This is a genomic window from Streptomyces sp. S6, from assembly GCF_054880855.1.
This window is the reverse complement of the sequence record NZ_JBTYMC010000080.1, coordinates 1-25,187: the sequence shown is the minus strand read 5'-3', so window position 1 is coordinate 25,187 and position 25,187 is coordinate 1. Positions and strand designations below refer to the sequence as shown.

At 70.7% G+C, this 25,187-nt stretch carries 22 protein-coding genes and 1 pseudogene; 9 read left to right on the top strand and 14 right to left on the bottom strand.

The window, feature by feature from the left end; all coding sequences use genetic code 11:
* Positions 1 to 19: 19 nt before the first annotated feature.
* Positions 20 to 331, top strand: a pseudogene (locus tag ACVNF4_RS14145) (lysylphosphatidylglycerol synthase domain-containing protein); the annotation flags it as partial.
* 302 nt (positions 332 to 633) lie between these two features.
* Here the strand turns inward: ACVNF4_RS14145 and ACVNF4_RS14140 are convergent.
* A complete protein-coding gene (locus ACVNF4_RS14140) occupies positions 634 to 1,416 on the bottom strand; it encodes a creatininase family protein (protein ID WP_461803136.1) in 783 nt (260 codons plus the stop codon).
* Positions 1,417 to 1,464: 48 nt separating this feature from the next.
* Here ACVNF4_RS14140 and ribA point away from each other — a divergent pair, with 48 nt between their 5' ends.
* From ribA to ACVNF4_RS14120, 4 genes are all read left to right on the top strand, one after another.
* Positions 1,465 to 2,124 (top strand): GTP cyclohydrolase II, encoded by a 660-nt coding sequence (gene ribA / locus ACVNF4_RS14135; protein WP_461803135.1) that lies wholly within the window; start codon positions 1,465 to 1,467, stop codon positions 2,122 to 2,124.
* 81 nt (positions 2,125 to 2,205) lie between these two features.
* Positions 2,206 to 3,351 carry an NAD(P)/FAD-dependent oxidoreductase gene (locus ACVNF4_RS14130; protein ID WP_461803134.1) on the top strand — a complete coding sequence of 382 codons (1,146 nt, stop codon included), beginning with the start codon at positions 2,206 to 2,208 and terminating at the stop codon, positions 3,349 to 3,351.
* Positions 3,348 to 4,397 (top strand): saccharopine dehydrogenase, encoded by a 1,050-nt coding sequence (locus ACVNF4_RS14125; RefSeq protein WP_461803133.1) that lies wholly within the window; start codon positions 3,348 to 3,350, stop codon positions 4,395 to 4,397. The genes ACVNF4_RS14130 and ACVNF4_RS14125 overlap by 4 nt, the downstream gene beginning before the upstream one ends.
* Positions 4,398 to 4,449: 52 nt before the next feature.
* Complete coding sequence (locus ACVNF4_RS14120; RefSeq protein WP_461803132.1) at positions 4,450 to 5,601, top strand: saccharopine dehydrogenase family protein; 1,152 nt, start codon at positions 4,450 to 4,452, stop codon at positions 5,599 to 5,601.
* A gap of 66 nt (positions 5,602 to 5,667) precedes the next feature.
* On the opposite strand, the gene ACVNF4_RS14115 is transcribed toward ACVNF4_RS14120, so the two are convergent.
* Positions 5,668 to 6,900, bottom strand: coding sequence for a serine hydrolase domain-containing protein (locus ACVNF4_RS14115; RefSeq protein ID WP_461803131.1), 1,233 nt, complete (start codon positions 6,898 to 6,900; stop codon positions 5,668 to 5,670).
* 253 nt (positions 6,901 to 7,153) lie between these two features.
* On the opposite strand from ACVNF4_RS14115, the gene ACVNF4_RS14110 reads away from it, so the two are divergent.
* Positions 7,154 to 7,600, top strand: coding sequence for a TIGR03618 family F420-dependent PPOX class oxidoreductase (locus tag ACVNF4_RS14110; RefSeq protein ID WP_461803130.1), 447 nt, complete (start codon positions 7,154 to 7,156; stop codon positions 7,598 to 7,600).
* Between the two features lie 63 nt (positions 7,601 to 7,663).
* Here the strand turns inward: ACVNF4_RS14110 and ACVNF4_RS14105 are convergent, their stop codons facing one another.
* Complete coding sequence (locus tag ACVNF4_RS14105) at positions 7,664 to 9,028, bottom strand: MFS transporter (protein WP_461803129.1); 1,365 nt, start codon at positions 9,026 to 9,028, stop codon at positions 7,664 to 7,666.
* A gap of 177 nt (positions 9,029 to 9,205) precedes the next feature.
* Positions 9,206 to 9,871, bottom strand: a complete 666-nt coding sequence (locus tag ACVNF4_RS14100; RefSeq protein WP_461803128.1) for a TetR/AcrR family transcriptional regulator — start codon at positions 9,869 to 9,871, stop codon at positions 9,206 to 9,208.
* 144 nt (positions 9,872 to 10,015) lie between these two features.
* On the opposite strand from ACVNF4_RS14100, the gene ACVNF4_RS14095 reads away from it, so the two are divergent.
* Positions 10,016 to 10,942 (top strand): shikimate dehydrogenase, encoded by a 927-nt coding sequence (locus ACVNF4_RS14095; protein ID WP_461803127.1) that lies wholly within the window; start codon positions 10,016 to 10,018, stop codon positions 10,940 to 10,942.
* An 11-nt stretch (positions 10,943 to 10,953) separates the two neighbouring features.
* Here the strand turns inward: ACVNF4_RS14095 and ACVNF4_RS14090 are convergent, their stop codons facing one another.
* A complete protein-coding gene (locus tag ACVNF4_RS14090; protein WP_461803126.1) occupies positions 10,954 to 12,429 on the bottom strand; it encodes a membrane-associated oxidoreductase in 1,476 nt (491 codons plus the stop codon).
* A 130-nt stretch (positions 12,430 to 12,559) separates the two neighbouring features.
* Here ACVNF4_RS14090 and ACVNF4_RS14085 point away from each other — a divergent pair, with 130 nt between their 5' ends.
* Complete coding sequence (locus ACVNF4_RS14085) at positions 12,560 to 12,907, top strand: hypothetical protein (RefSeq protein WP_461803125.1); 348 nt, start codon at positions 12,560 to 12,562, stop codon at positions 12,905 to 12,907.
* A gap of 205 nt (positions 12,908 to 13,112) precedes the next feature.
* Here the strand turns inward: ACVNF4_RS14085 and ACVNF4_RS14080 are convergent, their stop codons facing one another.
* Genes ACVNF4_RS14080 through tkt form a run of 7 tightly spaced genes read right to left on the bottom strand, consistent with a single transcriptional unit; the run spans position 13,113 to position 21,958 of the window.
* Positions 13,113 to 13,700, bottom strand: a complete 588-nt coding sequence (locus tag ACVNF4_RS14080; RefSeq protein ID WP_461803124.1) for a histidine phosphatase family protein — start codon at positions 13,698 to 13,700, stop codon at positions 13,113 to 13,115.
* Positions 13,701 to 13,709: 9 nt separating this feature from the next.
* Entirely contained in the window at positions 13,710 to 14,585 is an 876-nt protein-coding gene (gnd, locus tag ACVNF4_RS14075) for a phosphogluconate dehydrogenase (NAD(+)-dependent, decarboxylating) (RefSeq protein ID WP_461803123.1), read from the bottom strand.
* 2 nt (positions 14,586 to 14,587) lie between these two features.
* Positions 14,588 to 16,231, bottom strand: a complete 1,644-nt coding sequence (pgi, locus tag ACVNF4_RS14070; RefSeq protein WP_461803122.1) for a glucose-6-phosphate isomerase — start codon at positions 16,229 to 16,231, stop codon at positions 14,588 to 14,590.
* Positions 16,224 to 17,159, bottom strand: a complete 936-nt coding sequence (gene opcA, locus ACVNF4_RS14065) for a glucose-6-phosphate dehydrogenase assembly protein OpcA (protein ID WP_461803121.1) — start codon at positions 17,157 to 17,159, stop codon at positions 16,224 to 16,226. The genes pgi and opcA overlap by 8 nt, the downstream gene beginning before the upstream one ends.
* On the bottom strand, positions 17,156 to 18,715 hold the full coding sequence (zwf, locus tag ACVNF4_RS14060; RefSeq protein WP_461803120.1) for a glucose-6-phosphate dehydrogenase: 1,560 nt from the start codon (positions 18,713 to 18,715) through the stop codon (positions 17,156 to 17,158). The genes opcA and zwf overlap by 4 nt, the downstream gene beginning before the upstream one ends.
* Positions 18,712 to 19,875: a transaldolase gene (tal, locus tag ACVNF4_RS14055; protein WP_461803119.1), complete on the bottom strand. Its 1,164-nt coding sequence runs from the start codon at positions 19,873 to 19,875 to the stop codon at positions 18,712 to 18,714. The genes zwf and tal overlap by 4 nt, the downstream gene beginning before the upstream one ends.
* A 19-nt stretch (positions 19,876 to 19,894) precedes the next feature.
* Positions 19,895 to 21,958, bottom strand: coding sequence for a transketolase (gene tkt / locus ACVNF4_RS14050; protein ID WP_461803118.1), 2,064 nt, complete (start codon positions 21,956 to 21,958; stop codon positions 19,895 to 19,897).
* Between the two features lie 160 nt (positions 21,959 to 22,118).
* On the opposite strand from tkt, the gene ACVNF4_RS14045 reads away from it, so the two are divergent.
* Entirely contained in the window at positions 22,119 to 23,024 is a 906-nt protein-coding gene (locus ACVNF4_RS14045) for a helix-turn-helix domain-containing protein (RefSeq protein WP_461803117.1), read from the top strand.
* Positions 23,025 to 23,058: 34 nt separating this feature from the next.
* On the opposite strand, the gene ACVNF4_RS14040 is transcribed toward ACVNF4_RS14045, so the two are convergent.
* Both ACVNF4_RS14040 and ACVNF4_RS14035 read right to left on the bottom strand, forming a co-directional pair.
* Positions 23,059 to 23,460, bottom strand: coding sequence for a hypothetical protein (locus tag ACVNF4_RS14040; protein ID WP_461803116.1), 402 nt, complete (start codon positions 23,458 to 23,460; stop codon positions 23,059 to 23,061).
* Between the two features lie 36 nt (positions 23,461 to 23,496).
* Positions 23,497 to 24,885, bottom strand: coding sequence for a glycoside hydrolase family 16 protein (locus tag ACVNF4_RS14035; RefSeq protein ID WP_461803115.1), 1,389 nt, complete (start codon positions 24,883 to 24,885; stop codon positions 23,497 to 23,499).
* Between the last annotated feature and the right edge of the window lie 302 nt (positions 24,886 to 25,187).

Below are 25,187 nucleotides of genomic sequence, written 5' to 3'. Positions count from 1 at the left end.
GGTGCTGCTCGCCGTCCGCATGAACCGGACGCCGGCCGGCGGGTCACGGCGCGGACGGGCCGTGCGGGGGATGCTTGCCGAGGCCCGGGAAGCTCTGCTGTCCCGGCGCAACGGGCCCGGCGTCGCCCTCTCCTCCCTCGTCGTTCTCGCCGGGCACATCGGGACGTTCGTCCTCGCGGCCCGCGTCGCGGGGGTGTCCGCCTCGGCCGTCCGCCTGCTGCCGCTCGCCGTCCTGGCCCTCCTCGCCATGGGGGTGCCGCTGAACGTCGGGGGGTGGGGGCCCCGGGAAGGGGTCACCGCCTGGGCGTTCGGGGCGGCGGGGCTGGGGGCGGACACGGGGTTCGCGGTGTCGGTGGTGTACGGGGTGCTGTGTTTCGTGGCGGCGCTGCCGGGGGTTGTGGTGCTGGTCGTGCGGTGGTGGGAGGGGGTTCGGGGGAGGCGGGTGTTGCCTGGGGCGGTGGTGGCGGGGGCGGTGGTACATCACACCTCGGCCTCGGGTGGGGCGGCGGTGGTACATCACACCTCGGCCTTGGGCGAGGGGCCGGTGGTACATCACACCGCGGCCTCGGACGCGGAGCCGGTGGTACATCACACCTCGGTGTCACACACCACCGCCCCCGCGCCGGCGTCGTCCTACTCCGCCGAGGCTTCCCCGGCCCGGGAACTCAGCAGCGAGAAATACGCCCCGAAAGAATCCACGAGGCTCGCCAGAAGCCGCTCCCCCTTTTCTGCGGAGCCGAGCGAAGGCCGGCCTATGACACCCGAATCGGTATAGGCGGACATTCCTGAGGTGAGGAGATGACGGCGGTCGTCGGCGATGAAATCGGCGGACTCGTAGCCGGGCCTGACGACTTCGGGATGCGCGTGCAGAAGGATCGACGTCTCGATTTCACCGGCGTGCATGTCGGTGAGGAGGGAGGTTTCGACACCCGCGAGGACGCGGGCCTCCTCCCAGTCCTCCGGGGCCGGGAAGAGCGCGAGGTGCTCGCCGCGCGCGGACGCCTCCTGGACGACGTTGCCGAGGACGTAGTTCCCGCCGTGCGCGTTGACCACGACCAGGGCCTCGACGCCCGAGCGGCGCAGCGAGGCCGCGATGTCACGCACCACCGCGTGCAGGGTCGCGGCGGAAATGCTGACGGTCCCGGGCCAGTCCGCGTGTTCGTGCGAGCAGGCGATGGTCACGGGCGGAAGGAGGTGCACGGGATGAGCCGCCGCGATCTCCCGGGCGATGGCACAGGCGACCAGCGTGTCGGTGGCCAGCGGGAGGTGGGCGCCGTGCTGTTCGTAGCTGCCCACGGGAAGGACCGCGATCCGCGTTGAGACAGCCGCCCCTCGCGTCCGTACGTCATCGGTGGTGTCCGTCGGCAGTGCCGAGGCCACCGTCCCACGCCCCGCCCGTATCTCCGCACCACTCATCCTTTTCCCGCCCTTTCGACTCCCCATCGGACTCTTAGGAACCAGATCATGACAGAAAAAATCGGTGTACTCGGCAAGAAGACCCCGCAGCGCACGGGCGTGGAACGCGTGGTGAATGCCCCTCTGCCCACCGTCTACGGCAAATTCCAGGCGGTCGGTTACATGGACCACGACCGCGGTGACGAACAAGTCGCCCTGGTCTACGGCGAACTCGGCGCCGAGGACGTCCTGACCCGGCTGCACTCGGAGTGCCTCACGGGCGACGCGTTCGGCTCCCAGCACTGCGAGTGCGGCGACCAGCTCGACTCGGCGCTGCGCGCGGTGGTCGCCGAGGGCGCCGGTGTCGTCGTCTACCTGCGTGGCCACGAGGGCCGCGGCATAGGCCTGTTGGGCAAGCTGCGTGCGATGGCGCTCCAGGCGGAGGGCCTCGACACGGTGGAGGCGAACGTCGCCCTCGGCTTCCCCGTCGACGCCCGCGACTACGGCGTCGCCGCGGAGATCCTGCGCGACCTGGGCGTGAAGTCGGTGCGCCTGATGTCCAACAACCCGCGCAAGCGCGAGGCGTTGACGGACAACGGCATCGAGGTCGCCGAGGAGGTGCCGCTGCTGATCCCGCCGTGCGAGAACAACATCACGTACCTGCGCACCAAGCGGGAGCGCCTCGACCACCACCTTCCGCACCTCGACGCGGTGGCCCACTGGTCCTGAACTCCCGTCGGCAGGACGGCAGCAGCAACTCCCCGGCCTCGGCACACGGGCCGGGGCCGCCGCCCACAAGGAGCCGCACGCTTGAACACGCATGCCTCGGTCGTCGTCATCGGCGGCGGGGTGATCGGCACCAGCGTCGCCTGTCACCTCGCCGCCGCCGGGGTCCGCGACGTGGTGATCGTCGAACGCGACGAACTCGCCGCGGGATCGACCTCGAAGGCCGCCGGCGGCGTACGCGCCCAGTTCTCCGACGAGGTCAACATCCGCCTCGGCGCCCGCAGTCTGGAGGCGTTCGCCCGCTTCGGCGAGGAGACGGGCCACGACATCGGCCTCCGGCGCACCGGTTACCTCTTCCTCCTCACCACCCCGGAGGAGGTCGCCTCCTTCGAGGCCGGTATCGCCCTTCAGAACGCCCTCGGTGTCCCGAGCCGCCTCATCGACCCGGCCGAGGCCCGGCGCCTCAACCCGCTGATCACCACCGACGGCCTGCTCGCCGCCGCGTACTCGCCGGACGACGGGCACTGCACCCCGGAGGCCGTCGTCCACGGCTACGCGGCCGTCGCCCGCCACCACGGCGTGCGGATACTGCGTCATACCTCGGTCACGGACATCGAGGTGCGCGGCGAGACCATCACCGCCGTGCACACCACGATCGGCCGCATCACCACCTCCACCGTGGTCTGCGCGGCCGGCGCCTGGTCCAGGTCGATCGGCGCGATGGTCGGCGTGGACCTGCCGGTCCAGCCGCTGAGACGCCAGGTCGCCGTCACGGAGGCCTTTCCCGGGCTGCCGCCGGACCTCCCGATGACGATCGACTTCACCACCTCCTTCTACTTCCACCCCGAGGGCCCCGGCCTGCTGGTCGGCATGTCCGACCCCGACGAGCGCCCCGGCTTCGCCACCGACGCCCACGACCGCTGGATACCCCGCCTCGCCGCCGCCATGGAACACCGGGCGCCCGCCCTGCTCGACCTGCGCCGCACGGGCGGCTGGGCGGGCCTGTACGAGGTCACCCCGGACCACAACGGCCTGATCGGCGAGGCGAGTTCGGTCTCCCGCTTCCTGTACGCCACCGGCTTCTCCGGGCACGGCTTCCTCCAGGGACCCGCCGTCGGCGAGGTCGTGCGCGACCTCGTCCTCGGCCGCGTACCCTTCGTGGACGTCACCCCTCTCAGCGCCGGCCGCTTCGCCGCCGACGCCCCGCGCCCGGAGGCCAACCGCGTATGACCGCCGTCCACCTGTGGCTCCGCCACGAAGCCCGGTCCACCGAACGCCGCACCCCGATCGTCCCCGCCGACGCCCGCCGCCTGGTCGAGCACGGCATCCGTCTGACGGTCGAGGACTCCGCTCAACGGATCTTCTCCACAGAGGAGTACGAGGCCGTCGGCGCCCAAGTGGTGCCCGCGGGCTCGTGGGTGTCGGCGCCGGGCGACGCGGTGATCCTCGGTCTGAAGGAACTCCCGGACGACCCGGCCGAGCTGACGCACCGGCACATCTTCTTCGGCCACGCCTACAAGCAACAGCCGGGCGCCGAAGCCCTGTTGACCCGGTTCGCCGCCGGCGGGGGAGCCCTCCTCGACCTGGAGTACCTCACCGACGACACCGGCCGCCGCCTCGCCGCGTTCGGCTACTGGGCGGGCTACCTGGGCGCAGCCCTCGCCGTCCTCCACCACCGGGGGCGTCTCGCGGGCGAGTTGACGCCGACGGACGAGAAGACGATGCGGGAGTCCCTGAACCCCGGCCCCGGTGACCGGGACATCCCGGCCCTGGTGATCGGAGCCCTGGGGCGCAGCGGGCGGGGTGCGCGGGACGCCCTCGCGGCGGCGGGGATCTCACCGACGAGTTGGGACCTCGCCGAGACACGGAACCTCGACCGCGAGGCGCTGTTGGGGCACGAACTGCTCGTCAACTGTGTCCTCGCGACGACCCCCGTACCGCCCTTCGTCCGTCCCGAGGACCTCGACGCCCCCGGCCGACGGCTGCGCACCGTGTCCGACGTGACCTGTGACGTCGGCTCCCCCCTCAACGTCCTGCCCGTCTACGACCGCACGACCGAGTGGGCCGACCCCGTACGGCGCCTGCACGACACGCCGCCGCTCGACCTGATCGCGATCGACAACCTGCCCTCCCTGCTGCCCCTGGAGTCGAGCAGCGACTTCTCGGCCAGTCTTGTGCCCCACCTCCTCGACTTCCGTACGGACAGCGGGCCTTGGCAGCGGTGCCTGGTGCGTTTCGCGTCGGCGTCGGGTGAACTCGGCATCAAACAGGGCTAGTCGGGAAGGGAAACACTCTCGGGAGTGACATCGGGGCGAAGGGGAGGCAGCCGTGCCGGAACAGGTACCCGCGAGCGGCACCGTCCACTGGATGGGCGCCGGACTCTCCACCGGCAGCGGCCTCACCGCGCTCACCGCGCGCGCGGACCGGGTCCGCCTGTGGCAGCGCACCGCCGACCGCGCCGCCGAGACCCTCGACCGCCTCGGCATCGCCGACCGCGCGCAGCCCCGGGCCTGGACGACGGACGCCCTCGCCGCCGAACTCGCCCCGGGCGACGTCGTGGTGTCGATGCTGCCCGCCTCCCAGCACCCCGACCTGCTCGCCGCGTGTCTGGCGGGCGGGGCCCACTTCGCCTGCTCCAGCTACGTCACCGACGAACTGGCGGCGCAGGCCGGGGTGGCGCGGGCGGCGGGCCTGACGGTGCTCGTGGAAGCGGGCCTCGACCCCGGCATCGACCACCTCTTCGCCCACAGCCTGGTGTCGAGGGCTCGGGCCGAGATCGGCCCGGAGAACCCGGCGCGATACGCCCTCACCTCCTACTGCGGAGGCATCCCCGCCGTCCCCAACTCCTTCCGCTACCGCTTCAGTTGGGCACCCCTCGGAGTTCTGAACGCCCTGCGCTCACCCGCCCGGCACATCGAGGGCGGCGTCGATACGGTGACCGCTCACCCCTGGGAGGCGACACGTGAACTCGCCCTGGGCGGCGAGACGTTCGAGGCGTACCCCAACCGCGACAGCGTCCCCTTCGCCGTCCAGTACGACCTGCCGTCCGGCTGGCACGCCGACACGTTCGTCCGCGGCACCCTCCGGCCGGCGGGCTGGCGGCAGGCGTGGGAGTCGGTCTTCGCCGAGCTGAAGAAGGGCGACGACGCGCGGATCGCCGAACTCGCCGGGGAGCTGGCCCGGACCTACCCCACCACCCGCGCCGACCGCGACCGCGTCGTCCTCGGCGTGTCCCTCACGGTCCGTGGCGCGGGCGGGCGTACCTGGTCCGGGAGTTACCTCCTCGACCGGGTCGGCACCGTCGAGGAGTCCGCCATGGCCCACACCGTCTCCCGGCCCCTCGCCCTCGGTGTCCGCCACATCCTCGACTCCTCCCTGCCGCCGGGGCTGAGCCGGGCGGCGGAGACGGCGGTGCGGTCGGAGGAGTGGCTGAACGAACTCGCGGAGGAGGGGCTGGAGTTCACGATGCGGATGGGGTGAGGGGCGGGCGTCCGGCGGCGGTGCGGCCGGCCTTCGGTGCCGTACGGGCCGGCTTCCCCGGAGGGCTCATCCGGCGAGCAGCGCCTCGTGGACGAATCGTTTGATCTCCGGGTACAGCGCGTGTGACGAGCGCGGCCGGACCTGGGTCATGAACTGCACGGTCACGTCGTGCTCGGGGTCCACCCAGAACGTCGTGGTCGCGACACCGCTCCAGCCGTAAGTGCCCTTGCCCGCAGGGGCCTTGGTGCGGTCCGGGTCGATGACGACGGAGACGCCGAGACCGAAGCCGAGGCCGTCCTTGCTGGGTTCGTCGTGGGAGGGGCGGCTGCCGAAGGTGCGCATGTCGACGCCGCCGGGGAGCTGGTTGCGGGTCATCAGGTCGACGGTCTGCGGGGCCAGCAGCCGGACGCCGTCCAACTCGCCGCGTCCGCGCAGGAATTCCGCGAACCGGTGGACATCGTGCGCGCCCGCGACCATGCCGCCCGCCCCCGACAGGAACCTGGGCCGGCCGCGCAACGGCAGCCCCGCTACAGGCTTGATGCCCCCGTCCTCCGTCTCCCCGTACAGCTCCGACAGCCGCTCGGCCTGTATGTCGTCCACACAGAACCCGGCGTCCGGCATGCCCAGCGGCCCGAACACCCGCTCGGCGAGGAACTCGTCCAGCGACTGCCCGGACACCACCTCCACGATCCGCGCGAGCACGTTCGTCGCCACCGAGTAGTTCCACTCCGTGCCCGGTTCGAACTGGAGCGGCAGCGACGCGTACACGTCGACCGTGCCCGCGAGGTCCGTGCCGGGTGCCACCGACGAGTCGAGGCGTGCCTCGCGGTAGAGGGCGTCCACGGGGTGCGTGCCGTAGAACGCGAACGTCAGCCCCGCGGTGTGGGTCATCAGATGCCGGACGAGTACGGGCCCGTCGGCCGGGCGCGTCACCATGTCCCGTCCGCTGCCGCTGACGTACACCTGCGGCTTCGCGAAGGACGGAATGTGATGTGCCACCGGGTCGTCCAGTGACAGTTTCCCCTCCTCGACCAGGAGCAGCGCCGCCACCGACGTCACCGGCTTCGTCATCGAGTACAGCCGCCAGAGCGTGTCCGACTCCACCGGCAGACCGGCCGCGACGTCGCGGTGGCCGTGCGTGGTGAGGTGGGCGACCCTGCCGCCGCGCGCGACCGAGACGAGGTAGCCGGGCAGATGCCCCTGAGTGACCTCGTGCGCGATGTACCGGTCCATCCGGTCCAGCACCTTCGGGTCCAGCCCGACCTCGCTCGGGTCGACCTCTTGCCGCAGCAGTGCCATCGTTCTCCTCCGGGGGCGACAGTCGAGACGTACCCCGGCCCCGCCTGCTCCGGAGCGCCTCACTCCTCATCGTTCCGCAGCGAACGGCACCCGGAACCCCATTCGGGCGTGTGCTGTGTGTGGGGTGCGTCGCTTCTGGTATGGCGGGGGAGGGTGATGGGAGTGGTATGTCATATATGGCGTGTGATGCGTGATGTGTGATGTGCGACACCCGGACGGAACATCGGCCCGTCCGCCGGGGTTGATATCTGACATGACTCAGGACACCACGGACGACGCCCTCCTCGCCCTGCTCTCCGACGTCCAGGGCGGAACGCTCGTCACCCTCAAACGCGACGGCCGTCCCCATCTGTCGAATGTGACACACCACTACTACCCGGACGAGCGGACGGTCCGGATCTCCGTCACCGCCGACCGCGTGAAGATCCGCAACCTCCTGCGCGACCCCCGCACCAGCTACCACGTCACCAGCGCCGACCGCTGGACCTACACCGTCGTCGAGGGCACCGCCGAGCTCACCCCGGTCGCCGAGTCCCCCACGGACGACACCGTCGAGGAGCTCGTCCGCCTCTACCGGGACGTCCAGGGCGGGCACCCCGACTGGGACGACTTCCGCGCCGCGATGGTCCGCGACCGGCGCCTCGTCGTGCGGGTCAGGGTGGAGCGGGCCTACGGGATCCCGAAGAAGGCGACGGGCTGAGTCCGGCGTACGCGTGCCTGGCCCCCCGGAGTCGGCGGCCGGGGGGCCAGGTGCGGAACAGGGTCAGGCGGAGACGGTCTCGCGTTCGGGGTGCCGGTCCGGGGTGCGGGTGCCGAGGGACTCCGTCGGGATCTTCGCCGTCTCGCGGGCGGTGAGGACGGCGACGACCGGGGGGATGCACAGGAGCGCGGTGAAGAGGGCGACGGCGGACCAGTCGTCGCCCTTCGGGCCGGCGATCTCGGCGGCGAAGGTGACGGCGAAACCGGCGATGGCGAAGCCGATCTGGGTGCCGATGGCCATGCCCGACAGGCGGACCCGGGTCGTGAACATCTCACCGTAGAAGGACGGCCAGACGCCGTTGGCGGCGCTGTAGACGACGCCGAAGGTGAGGATGCCGAGGACCAGCACCACCGGGTAGGGCGCGGCGGAGATCGACCACAGGTAGAGGAACATCATGCCTGCGCTGCCGGCCGCGCCGATCAGGAACACCGGACGGCGGCCGATGCGGTCCGAGAGGGTCGCCCACAGCGGGATCGCGGCCAGGGCGACGAGGTTGGCGAGCGCGCCGACCCACAGCATCGACGTCCGGCTCATGCCGACGGCGTCGCTCGTGGCGTACGACAGGGCCCAGACGGTGAAGATCGTGCTCACCGAGGCGATGACCGCACCCGCGATCACCCGCAGGACGTCCGCCCAGTGCTCGCGCAGCAGGACGAGCAGCGGCATCCGGACGACGCCCTCGGTCGCGGCGTGCTGCGCGAACGCCGGGGTCTCGTCGAGCTTGCGGCGTATCACATATCCCACCACCGCGACCACGATGCTCGCCCAGAACGGCACCCGCCAGCCCCACGACAGGAGCTGGTCCTCGGGCAGCGCCGCGACCGGGATGAACACCAGCGTCGCGATCAGCTGGCCGCCCTGCGTACCGCTCAGGGTGAAGCTCGTGAAGAAGCCCCGGCGGTGCGACGGCGCGTGCTCCAGCGTCATCGACCCCGCGCTGGCCTGCTCACCGGCCGCCGAGATGCCCTGTAGTACACGACACAGCACCAGCAGCACCGGCGCGAGCGTACCGACCTGGTCACGGGTGGGCAGGCAGCCGATCAGGAACGTCGACAGGCCCATCAGCATCAGGGTGAAGACCATGATCTTCTTGCGGCCGCCGCGGTCCCCGATGTGCCCGAGGAACAGCGCGCCCACCGGCCGCGCGGCGTACGCGACACCGAACGTCGCCAGCGACAGCAGGGTTGCGGTCGCCGGATCGGACTTGTCGAAGAACACGTCCGGGAAGATCAGCGCCGCCGCGCTGCCGTAGATGAAGAAGTCGTAGTACTCCAGCGCGCTGCCGATCCAGGCAGCGGCGGCGGCCTTCCTGGGCTGGCCGGCCGGGGCGGCGGAGGCGGGCGGCGGGGCGGAGGCGGGGACGGACACGGCGGCTCCTTCGAGGGCTCCGCGGCGCGCGGAGTGAGCGGTGAGGGAAGGGGCGGGTCGAGGAGGGCGGATCGCGCTAATTAACCCACTGGGTAGTTAGTCTCGGTGGGTACGGATGTTGCGCCCAGGTTTCCCGGGTGTCAAGAGGTTGGGCCGAGAGTCCTTCCCGGAAGACGCTCAGCCCGCCGTCCGTTCCGCCGTCAGGTAGGCGATCACCATGTCCCCCAGCATCACCCGGTACTGTTCGCGCCGCTCGGGGGCGACCAGGTCACGGCCGAACAGGGCGCCGAACGTGTGCCGGTTGGCGACCCGGAAGAAGCAGAACGAGCTGATCATCGCGTGCAGGTCGACGGCGTCGACGTCCGCCGTGAACAGGCCCGACTCCTGTCCGGAGCGCAGGATGCGGCGGATCACGTCGAGCGCCGGGGAGCCCATCCGGCCGAGCTTCTCGGAGGCCGCGATGTGCTCGGCGCCGTGGATGTTCTCGATGGTCACCAGGCGGATGAAGTCGGGGTGGGCCTCGTGGTGGTCGAACGTCAGCTCCGCGAGCCGGCGGATCGCCGCGACCGGGTCCAGGTGCTCCACGTCCAGCCGCTGCTCGGCCTCGCGGATCACGCCGTACGCGCGCTCCAGGACCGCTGTGAACAGCTGTTCCTTGCCGCCGAAGTAGTAGTAGATCATCCGCTTCGTGGTGCGGGTGCGGGCCGCGATCTCGTCGACCCGGGCGCCGTCGTAGCCGGCCCGCGCGAACTCCCGGGTCGCCACGTCGAGGATCTCGGCCTGGGTGCGGACGGCGTCGCGGATGCGTCCGTTCGGTCGTGCCGGTTCGTCGGCGCTGGTCATCGGAGCCCTTCGGGAGGAGTGCGGCCGGTGCGCAGATTCTAGAAGGCGGGGCCTCGGGGGTTCCCGGGGGAGGGGGCGGGCTGCTATAGCTAACGTACTGGTTCGTACATTAACGACGACCGTCGACCCGCTCAGGAGGTCCGTGTGGCCAAGGACTCGTATCTCGTCGGACTGATCGGCTCCGGGATCGGCCCGTCGCTCAGCCCCGCGCTGCACGAACGCGAGGCGGACCGGCAGGGGCTGCGGTACGTGTACCGCCTCATCGACCTCGACGTCCTCAAGGTGGGGCCCGAGGCGGTGGGGACGCTGGTGCGGGCGGCGCGCGACCTCGGGTTCGACGGGCTGAACATCACACATCCCTGCAAGCAGGTGGTGCTGGAGCACCTCGACGCGCTGTCCCCGCAGGCCGAGGCGCTGGGCGCGGTCAACACCGTCGTCTTCGGCGAGGACGGGCGGGCCGTCGGGCACAACACCGACGTCACCGGGTTCGCCGCGTCGTTCGCCCGAGGACTGCCGGACGCGCCGCTGGAGCGGGTCGTGCAGCTCGGGGCGGGCGGAGCCGGCGCGGCCGTCGCACACGCGATGCTGACGCTCGGGGCGGGGACGGTCACCGTCGTGGACGCGATGCCGGAGCGGGCCGCGGCGCTCGCGGGGGCGCTGAACGGGCACTTCGGGGCGGGTCGTGCGTCATACACCACCGCCGACGGGCTCCCCGAACTGCTGGCGGAGGCCGACGGGGTGGTCCACGCGACGCCCACGGGGATGGCCGCGCACCCCGGGCTGCCCTTCGCCGCCGAACTGCTGCGCCGGGAGCTGTGGGTCGCCGAGGTGGTGTACCGGCCACTGGAGACGGAACTGCTGCGGACAGCACGGGCGTTGGGATGCGCCACGCTCGACGGGGGCGGGATGGCGGTGTTCCAGGCCGCCGACGCGTTCCGGCTGTTCACGGGACGGGAGCCGGACAGCGGGCGGATGCTGGTGGACATCGGGGAGCTGGCGGGTGAGGGGGCGGTGAGGCGAGGGCGGGGTGGTGGTACATCACACATCGCACCTCACCTCCCGCCCCAGTAGTGCATCACACCTCACTGCCTGCTCACCGTCCGCGTGATGCCCGTGACCACTGTCGTCGCCAGGATCCACCCCGTCACGATCAGCACGTACGACAGGGTCTGGTACACCCCCGTCGGCGCGAACGCCCCTTCCTGGCCGAAGGAGATGACCGGCAGGAGGAGGTCGAGGGTGTAGAAGAAGGGGCTGAAACGGGGGGCCTCGCCGGGCTTCAGGGGGGCGGGGTGGTGGAGGGTGAAGGTGAGGGTGCCGAGGGCCAGGAGGGAGAGGAGCCAGACGCCGGCGCGCAGGGGACGGAAGCCGTAGCCGACGGTGGTGTCCTGGACGTGGCCCCAGAGGCGGCTGTACCAGGGGAGGGTACGGCGATGGCGGCGCTGTTTGGCGAGCTGGACGAGGCGGGCGGAGGTGTCGTCACCGGTGCGGCGGTAGGCGGCGGTGAGCTGCTCGTAGGCGTGGGGGTTGAACGGGGCGTAGGAGTCGTCGCGCTCCAGCATCGGCAGGCGGGCTTCGACCGGGGCGTGCGGAGTGAGGAACGTGTACGTCAGGTCCAACAGCCTCACCTGGTCCGGGAGTTTCTCCGGGGCCAGGTTCAACTGGCCTATCTCGGTGGCCCGCAGGTTCAGCATCCCCTCGATCGGCACGCCCTTGCGCAGCCACAACTCCCCGATGACACAACTGCTCGCCCGCAGCGCCGTCCCGCCCGGATTGCTCAGCGTGCTGTCCAACAGGTCGATCCGGCCCGGCACACGGGCACCCCGCAGATCGATCCGCCCCACCGCCCGCAACCGGCGTGCCACGAGGTTCGCCCCCACCTCCAGCGCCTCGGCCTGGACGACGTTCTCCCCCGGACGCGACAGCTCAGCCTCCTCCAGATCGACCGACCCGGCGATCCGGGCCCCGTCGAGCCGGATCATGCCGCGCACCTTCAGGCCCCGCGCGCACAGATCGTCGTCCACGGACACCTGGTTGAGCGCCAGCGTCGGCAACGGGCCGCCGTCACCGGTGACTTCGGCACCGTCCAGGAAAAGCGCCCCCGCGATCTGCGTACCCCCGAGCCTCACCTGACCGTCGATCCGGCACCGTGTCAGCCGCAGACTCCCGTCGATCCGCGCCCGCGCCGCCGCGAGCCCCGGCAGCACGCTGTCCCGCAGGTTCAGGTACCGCAACTGCGCGCCCGCGAACCGCGGAGTCTCCTCGAACCGGCAGTGGTTGAGCCGGATCACCTGCTCCACCACCGCGTACCGCAGGTCCAACTCCCCGGTGATCCGCGCCCCCATGAGCTTCAGCGTGGCCACCTCCCCGGCCTCGGCAGGACCGTTGAGCAGCAACGCCCTCAACACGCAGGCCCGCACGGACCGTTCGGGCCCCCAATCGTCGCCGCCCTCGCCGCCCTCGCCGCCCTCACCGGGCTCCCGGAAGTCCACGGTCGCTCCCGTGACAAAGGCCCGCCAGACACGCCGCTCGGCCGGCGTCAGCTCGTTGATCTCCATCGACCGCGACTCTGACGGGCCCGGTGCACAGGTGTCAACGGCGTGCCGCCGCGCAGACGGGGCATGCGGGAAACGACGCCGCTAACATCGCCGCACCGGTTCCAGCCTGCGGCGATGATCAGGAGCGCACATGGACGATCACGGGGACGACTTCGGGCCATGGGGATGGGAGAGCGTCAGCACCGGCGTGCAGCGGCCGGAGGAGGAGTGGGCGGTGATCGCCCGCTACGTCCGGCACGCGGCGAACAAGGTCGGGCCGCAGCTCCCGTTGTGCCTGCCGGGTGAGCCGGGGGAGTGCGGGCGCCCCGCCCAGCAGCACGTCATCGCATGGGCCGCGCACCTGAAGGCCGCGGCCCATCACCTGATCGAACTGTCCACGCCGAGCGAGGCGAGGGGAGCGCACGCGGCGGGGCCGCTGTACCGGCGCCGGCTGGCCGAGTTGAGAGGGCAGGGTGCTTCGGGGCACGACCCGCGGTGAGCGCCTTGTCCACCCTGCCTCGCATGCCTCGCCCCTTGCGGCAGTGGTGCATCACGCATCACATACCGCCCCCGCCTCAGTGATACATCACGCATCACACACCACCCACGCCCCAGTGGTACATCACGCATCACATACCGTTCCCCGCCCCCCGCCTCAGTAATGCATCACACATCACACCTCAGCGCCCCCCTCACCCCACCCCTCACCCCCTGCCGTTCCACTCCGCAATCGCCGGCCACCCGTGCTCCAGCGTCAGCCGGCTCACCGTGGCCGTCGCCAGTTGGAACAACCGCCCCTCGGACGGCGGGAGTCCGAGGCGGCGGGCGGTGAGGACGCGCAGGAAGTGGGCGTGGGCGACGAGGATGACGTCGCCGTCCGCCAGGGCGGGTGCCACCCGGGCGAGGACCCGGTCCGCGCGGGCGCCGATCTCCGCCGGGGATTCGCCGGGGTGCCCGGAGGGGCCGGGCGGGACGCCGTCCGTCCAGAGGTACCAGTCGGGACGGGTCCGGTGGATGTCCGCGGTGGTGATGCCCTCGTAGCCGCCGTAGTCCCACTCGTGGAGGTCGGGGTCGGTCGACGCCCCCGATATACCCGCGAGTTCGGCGGTGCGGACCGCGCGGGCGAGGGGGCTGGTGAGGGCGAGGGCGAAGGTCCGGCCGGTCAGGAGCGGAGCGAGCGACTTGGCCTGCTGCTCACCCTGGTCGGTGAGGGGCAGGTCGGTCCAGCTGGTGTGCCGGCCCGACCTGCTCCACTCCGTCTCCCCGTGGCGGACCAGGAAGAGGTCCCCCATGTCGTGGACCTACTTGCTCTCGACGGCGTGCCCGCCGAACTGGTTGCGCAGCGCCGCGATCATTTTCATCTGCGGCGAGTCGTCCTGCCGGGACGCAAACCGCGCGAACAGCGAGGCGGTGATCGCGGGCAGCGGGACGGCGTGGTCGATGGCCGCCTCGACGGTCCAGCGCCCCTCGCCGGAGTCCTCCGCGTACCCGCGCAGCTTGTCCAGGTGCTCGTCGTCGTCCAGGGCGTTGACCGCCAGGTCCAGCAGCCAGGAGCGGATGACCGTGCCCTCCTGCCAGGACCGGAAGACCTCACGGACGTCGGTGACGGAGTCGACCTTCTCCAGCAGCTCCCAACCCTCGGCGTACGCCTGCATCATGGCGTACTCGATGCCGTTGTGGACCATCTTGGAGAAGTGCCCGGCGCCCACCTTGCCCGCGTGGACGTACCCGTACGGGCCCTCCGGCTTGAGGGCGTCGAAGACCGGCTGCACCTTCGCGATGTGCTCGGCGTCGCCGCCGACCATCAGGGCGTAGCCGTTCTGGAGACCCCACACGCCGCCGGAGACGCCCGCGTCGACGAAGCCGATGCCCTTGGCGCCCAGCTCCTCGGCGTGCTTCTCGTCCTCCGTCCAGCGGGAGTTGCCGCCGTCGACGACGGTGTCGCCGGCCTCCAGCAGAGTGCCGAGCTCGTCGACGACCGACTGGGTCGGACCGCCGGCCGGGACCATCACCCAGACCACGCGCGGCGCTTCGAGCTTCTCCACCAGCTCCGACAGGCTCGCCACGTCGGAGAGTTCGGGGTTGCGGTCGTATCCGACGACGGTGTGGCCGGCGCGGCGGATCCGCTCGCGCATGTTGCCGCCCATCTTGCCGAGACCGATCAGGCCGAGCTGCATGGCTACTTCACTTCCTTGAGTTCACGGTAGGCGGCGACGAGCGCGGCCGTGGAGGCGTCGAGTCCGGGCACGTCCGCGCCCGAGGTCAGGGCGGGTTCGACTCGCTTGGCGAGGACCTTGCCCAGCTCGACTCCCCACTGGTCGAAGGAGTCGATGTTCCAGACGGCGCCCTGGACGAACACCTTGTGCTCGTAGAGGGCGATCAGCTGGCCGAGGACCGACGGGCTCAACTCGCCCGCCAGGATGGTCGTCGTGGGGTGGTTGCCCTGGAAGGTGCGGTGCGCGACCTGCTCCTCGGGGACGCCCTCCGCACGGACCTCGTCGGCCGTCTTGCCGAACGCCAGCGCCTGGCCCTGCGCGAACAGGTTGGCCATCAACAGGTCGTGCTGCGCCTTGAGTTCGTCGCTCAGCTCGCCGACGGGACGGGCGAACCCGAGCAGGTCGGCCGGGATCAGCTTCGTGCCCTGGTGGATCAACTGGTAGTAGGCGTGCTGCCCGTTGGTGCCGGGCGTGCCCCACACCACGGGACCGGTCTGCCAGGAGACCGAACGCCCCTCGCGGTCCACGGACTTGCCGTTGGACTCCATGTCCAGCTGCTGCAAGTAGGCGGTGAACTTGGAGAGATAGTGCGAGTACGGCAGCACCGCGTGCGACTGCGCGCCCAGCACGTTCCCGTACCAGACCCCCAACAGGCCCAGGATCAGCGGGGCGTTGGCCTCGGCGGGCGCCGTGCGGAAGTGCTCGTCGACGAGGTGGAACCCGTCGAGCATCTCCCGGAACGCGTCCGGACCGATCGCGATCATCAGCGACAGCCCGATGGCGGAGTCGTACGAGTAGCGCCCGCCTACCCAGTCCCAGAACTCGAACATGTTCGCCGTGTCGATCCCGAAGTCGGCGACCTTCTCCGCGTTCGTCGACAGTGCGACGAAGTGCTTCGCGACGGCCTTGTCGTCGCCGTCCAGGCCCCTGAGCAGCCAGGACCGTGCCGAGGTGGCGTTGGTGATCGTCTCGATCGTCGTGAACGTCTTCGAGGCGACGATGAACAGCGTCTCCTCGGGATCCAGGTCCCGCACGGCCTCGTGCAGGTCGGACCCGTCCACGTTGGACACGAACCGGAAGGTCAACTCCCGTGCGGTGAACGCCCGCAGCGCCTCGTACGCCATCGCCGGACCGAGATCCGAGCCACCGATGCCGATGTTGACGACGTTGCGGATGCGGCGGCCGGTGTGCCCGACCCACGCACCCGACCGGACCTGCTCCGCGAAGGCGGCCATCTTGTCGAGGACCGCGTGCACGGCCGGCACGACGTTCTCCCCGTCGACCTCGATCACCGCGTCACGCGGCGCACGCAGCGCGGTGTGCAGCACCGCCCGCCGCTCGGTGATGTTGATCTTCTCGCCCCGGAACATGGCGTCCCGCAGCCCGAACACGTCGGTCGCGGCGGCCAGTTCACGCAGCAAGGAGAGCGTCTCGTCGGTGACGAGGTGCTTCGAGTAGTCGATCCGCAGATCGCCCACCCGGACCACGTACCGCTCGGCGCGGCTCGGGTCGTCGGCGAACAGCTCCCGCAACCCGGCCTGTTGAGCCGAGTGCGCCAACAGCGCGCCCCACTCGGGCCGTTCGGTGAGCAGAGGTGTCTCAGACATGAGCGGCGATCTCCTTGGTGCCCTCGCCCCGCAGGGCGACGGCGTACATCTCGTCGGCGTCGAGGCGCCGCAGCTCCTCGGCGATGAGTTCGGAGGTGGTGCGCACCTTCAGCGCGAGGGTGCGGGAGGGCTGGCCCGGCAGCGACAGCGTCGCGAGGGGGCCGTCGGGGCGGTCGATGACGATCTCGCCGTCGGCGGTGCCGAGCCGGACGGCCGTGACGACCGGTCCTGCCGTCACCACGCGGTCGATCTTGACCTTGAGGCGGGCCTCCAGCCAGCGCGCGAGCAGCTCGGCGGCCGGGTTGTCGGCCTCGGCCTCGACCGCGCCGGACACGATCGGCACCCGGGCCTGGTCGAGGGCCGCCGCCAGCATGGAGCGCCACGGCGTGAGCCGCGTCCAGGCGAGGTCGGTGTCGCCGGGGGCGTACGACCGCACGCGCGCGGCCAGGGTCTGCGAGGGGTTCTCGACCGCGTACAGGTCGGTGATCCTGCGCTGCGCCAGCGCGCCCAGCGGGTCCTTGGACGGGTTGTCGGGGGCGTCCACCGGCCACCAGACGACGACCGGCGCGTCCGGCAGCAGCAGCGGCAGGACCACCGAGTCGGCGTGGTCCGACACATCACCGTAGGTGCGCAGGACGACGGTCTCGCCGGCGCCCGCCTCCGAGCCCACCCGGACCTCGGCGTCGAGCCGCGACTGGGTGCGCTCGCGCGGGGTGCGGGCCTGGCGCTTGATGACGACCAGGGTGCGCGAGGGGTGCTCGTGGGAGGCTTCCTCGGCGGCCTTGATGGCGTCGTACGCGTTCTCCTCGTCCGTGACGATGACCATCGTCAGGACCATCCCCACGGCGGGGGTGCCGATGGCGCGGCGACCCTGCACCAGCGCCTTGTTGATCTTGCTTGCCGTGGTGTCCGTGAGGTCGATCTTCATGGCCTGCGCCAGCTCCGTCCGTCTCGTGCGAGCATCTCGTCGGCTTCCTGGGGGCCCCAGCTGCCGGACGCGTACTGGGCGGGCTTGTCGTGCGTCGCCCAGTACTCCTCGATCGGGTCGAGGATCTTCCAGGACTCTTCCACTTCCTGGTGGCGGGGGAAAAGGTTGGCGTCCCCGAGCAGTACGTCCAGGATGAGCCGTTCGTACGCCTCCGGGCTCGACTCGGTGAAGGACTCGCCGTACGCGAAGTCCATCGTCACGTCCCGGATCTCCATCGAGGTACCCGGAACCTTCGAGCCGAACCGTACCGTGACGCCCTCGTCGGGCTGGACGCGGATGACGATCGCGTTGGAGCCGAGCTCCTCCGTGGCGGTGGAGTCGAAGGGTGAGTGCGGTGCGGTCTGGAACACCACCGCGATCTCCGTGACCCGGCGGCCCAGGCGCTTGCCGGTGCGCAGGTAGAACGGCACACCCGCCCAGCGGCGGTTGTCGACGTTCAGCTTGACCGCGGCGTACGTGTCCGTCGTGGAGGCGGGGTCGATGCCGTCCTCCTGGAGGTAGCCGCTGACCTTCTCGCCGCCCTGCCAGCCCTCGGCGTACTGGCCGCGCACGGTGTGCTCGCCGATGTTCTCCGGGAGCTTCACGGCCTTGAGGACCTTCAGCTTCTCGGTGAGCAGCGACGACGCGTCGAACGCGGCCGGCTCCTCCATCGCGGTGAGGGCCATGAGCTGGAGCAGGTGGTTCTGGATGACGTCGCGGGCGGCGCCGATGCCGTCGTAGTACCCGGCACGGCCGCCGATGCCGATGTCCTCGGCCATCGTGATCTGCACGTGGTCCACGAAGGACCGGTTCCAGATCGGCTCGAACATCGTGTTGGCGAAGCGCAGCGCCAGGATGTTCTGGACGGTTTCCTTGCCGAGGTAGTGGTCGATCCGGAAGACCTGGTCCGGGTCGAACACGTCGTGCACGATCCGGTTCAGCTCCTCGGCCGACCCCAGGTCGTGGCCGAACGGCTTCTCGATGACCGCGCGGCGCCAGGCGCCCTCCGGCGGGGTCGCGAGGCCGTGCTTCTTCAGCTGCTGGACGACCTCGGGGAAGAACTTCGGCGGCACCGAGAGATAGAAGGCGTAGTTGCCGCTGGTGCCGCGCGCCGCGTCCAACTCGTCGACGGTCTGGCGCAGTTGCTTGAACGCGGTGTCGTCGTCGAAGGCGCCCGGGATGAACCGCATGCCCTCGGCGAGCTGCTGCCACACCTCCTCGCGGAACGGGGTGCGCGCGTGCTCGCGCACCGAGTCGTGCACGACCTGCGCGAAGTCCTGGTCCTCCCAGTCCCGGCGGGCGAACCCGACGAGCGAGAAGCCCGGCGGGAGCATCCCCCGGTTGGCGAGGTCGTAGACGGCAGGCATCAGCTTCTTGCGCGACAGGTCACCCGTCACCCCGAAGATCACCAGACCGGACGGGCCGGCGATCCGGGGGAGCCGCCGGTCCCGGGGGTCCCGCAGCGGGTTCTCCCAGTCGGCCGCGTCCACGGCGCTGACAGTGTCTACGGCGTTCATTCCGCGCCCACTCCCTTGCTTCCCTCGCTCTTCGACGACCGGCTCTTCGACGACTCCAGCGACTTCCTGACCGCGCTCAGCAGGTCCTCCCACGCGACCTCGAACTTCTCGACACCCTCCTGCTCCAGTCGGGTGACGACCTCGTCGTACATCACACCCTGCGCCGCGACGGCGTCGAGGTCGGCGCGCGCCCCGGCGTATCCGCCGGTGACGGTGTCACCGGTGACGACGCCGTGGTCGGCGACCGCGTCCAGCGTGGCCTGCGGCATGGTGTTGACCGTGCCGGGGGCGACCAGCTCGTCCACGTACAGGGTGTCCTTGTAAGCAGGATCCTTCACCCCGGTCGAAGCCCACAGCGGACGCTGCCGGTGCGCCCCCGCGCTCTCCAGGGCCGCGAAGCGCTCGGAGGCGAAGACCTTCTCGTACGCCTCGTAGGCGAGCCGCGCGTTCGCGAGGGCCGCCTTTCCCTTGAGGGCGAGGGCCTCGGGGGTGCCGACGGCGGTCAGGCGCTGGTCGATCTCGGAGTCGACGCGGGAGACGAAGAAGGAGGCCACGGAGTGGACCGTGGACAGGTCGTAACCGTTCTCGCGGGCTTTCTCCAGGCCCGCGAGGTAGGCGTCCATGACCTCGGCGTACCGGGCCAGGGAGAAGATCAGCGTCACGTTCACGCTGATGCCGAGGCCGACGACCTCGGTGATCGCCGGGAGGCCGGCCTTCGTCGCCGGGATCTTGATCATCACGTTCGGGCGGTCGACGAGCCAGAAGAGCTGCTTCGCCTCGGCGATCGTCGCCGCGGTGTCATGTGCCAGGCGCGGGTCCACCTCGATCGACACGCGGCCGTCGCGGCCCTGTGAGGTGTCATATACCGGCCGCAGGACGTCGGCCGCGTCCCGCACGTCCGCCGTCGTCATCATGCGGACGGCCTCGTCGACCGTGACGCCGCGCACGGCCAGGTCGGCGAGCTGCTCGCCGTAGCCCTCGCCGGAGCCGATGGCGGCCTGGAAGATCGAGGGGTTGGTGGTGACGCCGACGACGTGCCGGGTGGCGATCAGCTCGGCGAGGTTGCCGGACGAGATCCGCTTCCGTGAGAGGTCGTCGAGCCAGATGGAGACGCCTTCACTGCTCAGGCGTTCCAGGGGTGTTGCGGTCACTGCGATCATCTTCCTTCAGGCGTTTCGATCAACCACGCACGGCGGCAAGGGATTCCCTCGCGGCTGCGGCGACGTTCTCGGCGGTGAAGCCGTACTCGGCGAACAGGGTCTTCGCGTCGGCGGAGGCGCCGAAGTGCTCCAGGGACACGATGCGTCCGGCGTCCCCCACGTACCGGTACCAGGTCAGCCCGATCCCGGCCTCGACGGCGACGCGCGCCTTCACCGTCGCGGGCAGGACGCTCGCCCGGTACTCGGCGGACTGCTCCTCGAACCACTCCACGGACGGCATCGACACGACCCGCGCACCGATCCCCTCCGCCTCCAGCAACTCCCGGGCACCCACGGCGAGTTGCACCTCGGAGCCGGTGGCGATCAGGACGACGTCGGGGGTGGCCTTCGAGCTCTCCTTCAGTACGTAACCACCCTTCGCCGCATCGGGGTCGGGTGCGTACGTCGGCACTCCCTGCCGGGTCAGGGCCAGTCCGTGCGGGGCCGGGTGTGTGGAGTGGCGCTTGAGGATCTCCGCCCAGGCGATCGCCGTCTCGTTCGCGTCGGCGGGGCGGACGACGTTGAGGCCCGGGATCGCGCGCAGCGAGGCCAGGTGCTCGACGGGCTGGTGGGTGGGGCCGTCCTCGCCGAGGCCGACGGAGTCGTGCGTCCAGACGTAGGTGACCGGGAGTTGCATCAGCGCGGACATGCGGACCGCGTTGCGCATGTAGTCGGAGAAGACGAGGAAAGTCCCGCCGTAGATACGGGTGTTGCCGTGCAGGGCGATGCCGTTCATCTCGGCGGCCATCGAGAACTCGCGGATCCCGAAGTGCACGGTACGGCCGTAAGGGTCGGCCTCGGGGAGGGGGTTGCCCTTAGGGAGGAACGAACTCGCCTTGTCGATGGTCGTGTTGTTCGAGCCCGCCAGGTCGGCGGAGCCGCCCCAGAGTTCGGGGACGACCGGGCCGAGCGCCTGGAGGACCTTGCCGGAGGCGGCGCGCGTCGCGACGGAGGTGCCCTCCTCGAAGACCGGCAGCGCGTCCTGCCAGCCGTCCGGGAGCTGGCCGGCCACCACACGGTCGAACAGGGCGGCGCGTTCCGGGAGCCGGGTGCGCCATTCGGCGATCCGCTTGTCCCAGGCGGCGTGTTCCTCGGCGCCCCGGTCGAGGGCCTGGCGGCTGTGCGCGAGGACCTCGGGGGCCACCTCGAAGGACAGCGCGGGGTCGAAGCCCAGCACCCGCTTCGTGGCGGCGACCTCGTCGTCCCCGAGGGCGGAGCCGTGTGAGGCCTCGGTGTTCCGGGCGTTCGGCGCGGGCCAGGCGATGATCGTGCGCAGGGCGATGATCGACGGGCGGCCGGTCTCCGCCTGCGCCGCCTTCAGGGCCGTGTGCAGGGCGGCGGTGTCGACGTCGCCGTCCGCGCCCGGCGCCACGCGCTGGGTGTGCCAGCCGTACGCCTCGTACCGCTTGAGGACGTCCTCGGAGAACGCCGTCGCCGTGTCGCCCTCGATGGAGATGTGGTTGTCGTCGTAGACGAAGACCAGGTTGCCGAGCTTCTGGTGGCCGGCGAGGGAGGACGCCTCGGCGGAGACGCCCTCCTCCAGGTCGCCGTCCGAGACGATCGCCCAGATCGTGTGGTCGAAGGGGGAGGTGCCCTCGGGGGCCTCGGGGTCGAAGAGGCCGCGCTCGTAGCGGGCCGCCATCGCCATGCCGACCGCGTTCGCGAGGCCCTGGCCGAGGGGGCCCGTCGTGGTCTCCACGCCGGCCGTGTGGCCGTACTCCGGGTGGCCCGGGGTCTTCGAGCCGTGTGTGCGGAACGCCTTCAGGTCGTCCAGCTCGACCTCGTACCCGGCGAGGAAGAGCTGTGTGTAGAGGGTGAGCGAGGTGTGGCCCGGGGAGAGGACGAAACGGTCGCGTCCCGTCCACTCCGGGTCTGCCGGGTCGTGCCGCATCACCTTCTGAAAGATCGTGTACGCGACCGGGGCCAGGCTCATCGCCGTGCCGGGGTGGCCGTTGCCGACCTTCTGGACGGCGTCCGCCGCCAGTACTCGGGCGGTGTCGACGGCACGCCGGTCGAGCTCGGTCCACTCCAGGCTGTTGCTCATCGTCCGGAACCCCACTTCAGGAAGTCGTCTGTGCGACCGGTAACACGGTCGTTACGCGTTCAAAACTAAAAGTCGGACTTTTCCTGTGGAAGGGCTGCATGTGTCAGCCTGTGGTGAAAGTGGGACACGGAGATCACGAACGAGGATGCGCGAGCGGGACATGGCGGACAGAACCATCCAAGGTGGCGAGGGTGACGGGCCGGTGACCGGCATCCGAACGTTCCCCTTCCCCGTCGGGCTCAGCGTCGCCGGGGTCGGGATGCAGGTGGGGCCCATGAGCACCCACCGCACCTGGCACGCCGACGCGCCGCTGGAGCGGGTCCACCGCATCGACTTCCACGTCGTCCTGCTCTTCGAGAGCGGGCCCGTGCGGCACATGGTCGACTTCACCGAGTACGAGGCCGGCGCGGGCGACATTCTGTGGATTCGCCCCGGCCAGGTGCACCGTTTCTCCCGGCCCGCCGAGTACCGGGGAACCGTCCTCGTCATGCAGCCCGGATTCCTGCCGCGCGCGACCGTCGAGGCGACCGGGCTCTACCGCTACGACCTCCCCCCGCTCCTGCACCCCGACCCCGAACGCCTCGCCGCCCTGCGCGGTTCCCTCGAACATCTCCGCCGTGAGTACGAGGACGCGGTGACGCTGCCGCTGAGCCTCCACACGGCTGTGCTGCGCCACTCCCTGACGGCCTTCCTGCTGCGCCTCGCCCACCTCGCCGCGACGAGTTCCGCCGAGGCGGAGCGCCGCATGGACACGACGTTCACCCTGTTCCGCGACGCGGTGGAACGCGACTTCGCGACGAACCACAGCGTCAGCGCGTACGCGGACGCCCTCGGGTACTCACGCCGGACCCTCGTCCGCGCGGTCCGCGCCGCGACCGGCGAGACCCCTAAGGGGTTCATCGACAAGCGGGTGATCCTGGAGGCGAAGCGGCTGCTGGCCCATACGGATCTGCCGATCGGGCGGGTGGGAGCGGCTGTGGGGTTCCCCGACCCCGGGAACTTCTCGAAGTTCTTCCACCAGCACACGGACGCGACGCCGGTGGGGTTCCGGGCGGAGTTGCGTTGAACGGACAGGGCTGGGCGTTCGACGGGCCCACCCGTCACTCGTCCTCGGCCGCAGGCGCGCTGTCGCGCATTCCCGCACGGTCCAGCGCTTCTCGGGCGGCCAGGAAGCCCGCGATTTTGAAGGCCAGTTCGTGCGAGCCGAAGGTGTCGGCACGGGCGTGGCGCAGTACCGCCCGGGTGGCGATGAGGACGTGTGAGCCGGACGAGCCGAGTTGCTGCTCGATGCCGACGGCGGTGGCCGCGAAGAAGCGGGGCAGGTCTTCGGCGGGTTGGTACTCCACCGCCAGGTCCTGGGCCACCTCGAAGACGAACCCCTCAGCGGCCGGCTCGAAGTCCACCTCTATCTCGGCGAAGTGCGGCGCGCAGTTCTGCTTCCGGTGCCGGACGGCGACGCCCCGGATCGGGTACGGCGGAAACCGGGGCAGCGGTGAGGTCATGTCGGGACGCTACCCCGTGCCCCGGTTTCCCGGCCGTCAGCGGCCGAAGTCGAACCAGTTCACATTCACGAAGTCGCTGGGCTGGCCGCTCGTGAAGGTGAGGTAGACGTCGTGGGTGCCGGTGACGGAGGTGATGTTGGCGGGGACGGTGCGCCAGGTCTGCCAACTGCCGGTGTTGGCGAGGGAGAAGCTGCCGATCGGGGTGGAGGTGCGGCTGTCGAGGCGGACTTCCACCAGGCCGCTGACGCCGGACGCGGCACCGCTCGCGACCCGGGCGTAGAACTGGGTCGCGGGGGTGGAGCCGAAGTCGACCCCCTTGTACTGGGCCCAGTCGCCATTGGCCAGGGAGGCGAGGTTCTGGCCGCCGCCCGTGTCGGAGGTGGTCTCCGTGGTGGTGCCGGACTGGGTGTCGTAGGACTCGGCCTGGATGGGGGAGTAGGCGTCACGGGAGCCGGTGGGCGGGGGAGTCGTGGTGCCGCCGCCGGTGGAGCGGAGGACCTGGACGTAGTCGACGAGCATGGGGTGACCCGGTTGGGTGTCGTTGTCGAGGCCGCCGCCGAACGCGTCGGGGAAGGCGCCGCCCATCGCGACGTTCAGGATGATGAAGTAGCCGTGGTTCGTCGCGTTGGCCCAGGTGGTGGCGTCCACCTGATTCGCTGTGACGGTGTGGTAGTTGACGCCGTCGACGTAGAAGCGGATCGCCTCGGGGGACACCGAACGGTCCCATTCCATCGCGTAGTTGTGGAAGCCGGACTGGCACGTCGTGTTCGGGCAGGTCGTGTTGTTGCCGATGCCCGACGTCTCGTTGCAGGGCCCGCCCGGATTCGTGCCGCAGTGGACCGTCGCCCACACGCGGTTGAGACCCTGGACGTTCTCCATGATGTCCAACTCGCCCACGGCGGGCCAGTTCTGGTAGTTGCCCCGGTAGGGCCCGCCCAGCATCCAGAAGGCCGGCCAGTAGCCCTCGGCGGCGGTGCCGGTCACGTTCGGCATCTGGAGGCGGGCCTCGACCCGCAGCTTGCCGCCGGCCGGGGGCTGGAAGTCGGTCCGCGTGGTCTCGATGCGGCCCGACGTCCACCGCCCGGCGGAGTCCCGCAGCGGCGTGATGCGGAGGTTGCCGCTGCCGTCGAGGGAGACGTTCGCGGTGCTGTTCGTCATCGTCTCCACCTCGCCGGTGCCCCAGTTCGAGGGGCCGCCCGGGTAGGAAGTCCCGGTGGAGTACTGCCAGTTCGAGGTGTTGACGCCGGTGCCGGCGGCGCCGTTGAAGTCGTCCAGGAAGACCTGGGTCCAGCCGGCCGGCGGGGTCGGGGCGGAGGCGCCCGCCGGGAGCGTCGCGGCTGTCGCGAGGGCGGCGGCGAGGCCGAGTGTGGAGAGGACGGCGAGCAGGGCGCGACGCCGTCGGGGGACACCGGAGGTGGCGGTCATGGGGGACCTCTCGGGTACGGGGCGGGGGGAGTTGCGGGTGCCCGGAGAGCGCGGGGGAGCTCTCTGAGAGCGCTCTCAAGGTGCGGACAATGTCCACCCTGCCCCGAGGGGCGTCAAGAGTTGAAGTGAGGAATTGCCTTACAGGGAAGTCGAGTTCACCCGATGAAGCCGGTTATGTGGCATGTCTTTGCCAAAATCGAACACGCCCACCCCTCACAGGACTCCCCGCCCCGCCGGCCGCCACCCCAGCGCCCGCGAGATCCCCCGCGCCGCCACCCGCACCGCCGGCGCCAGCACCCGCA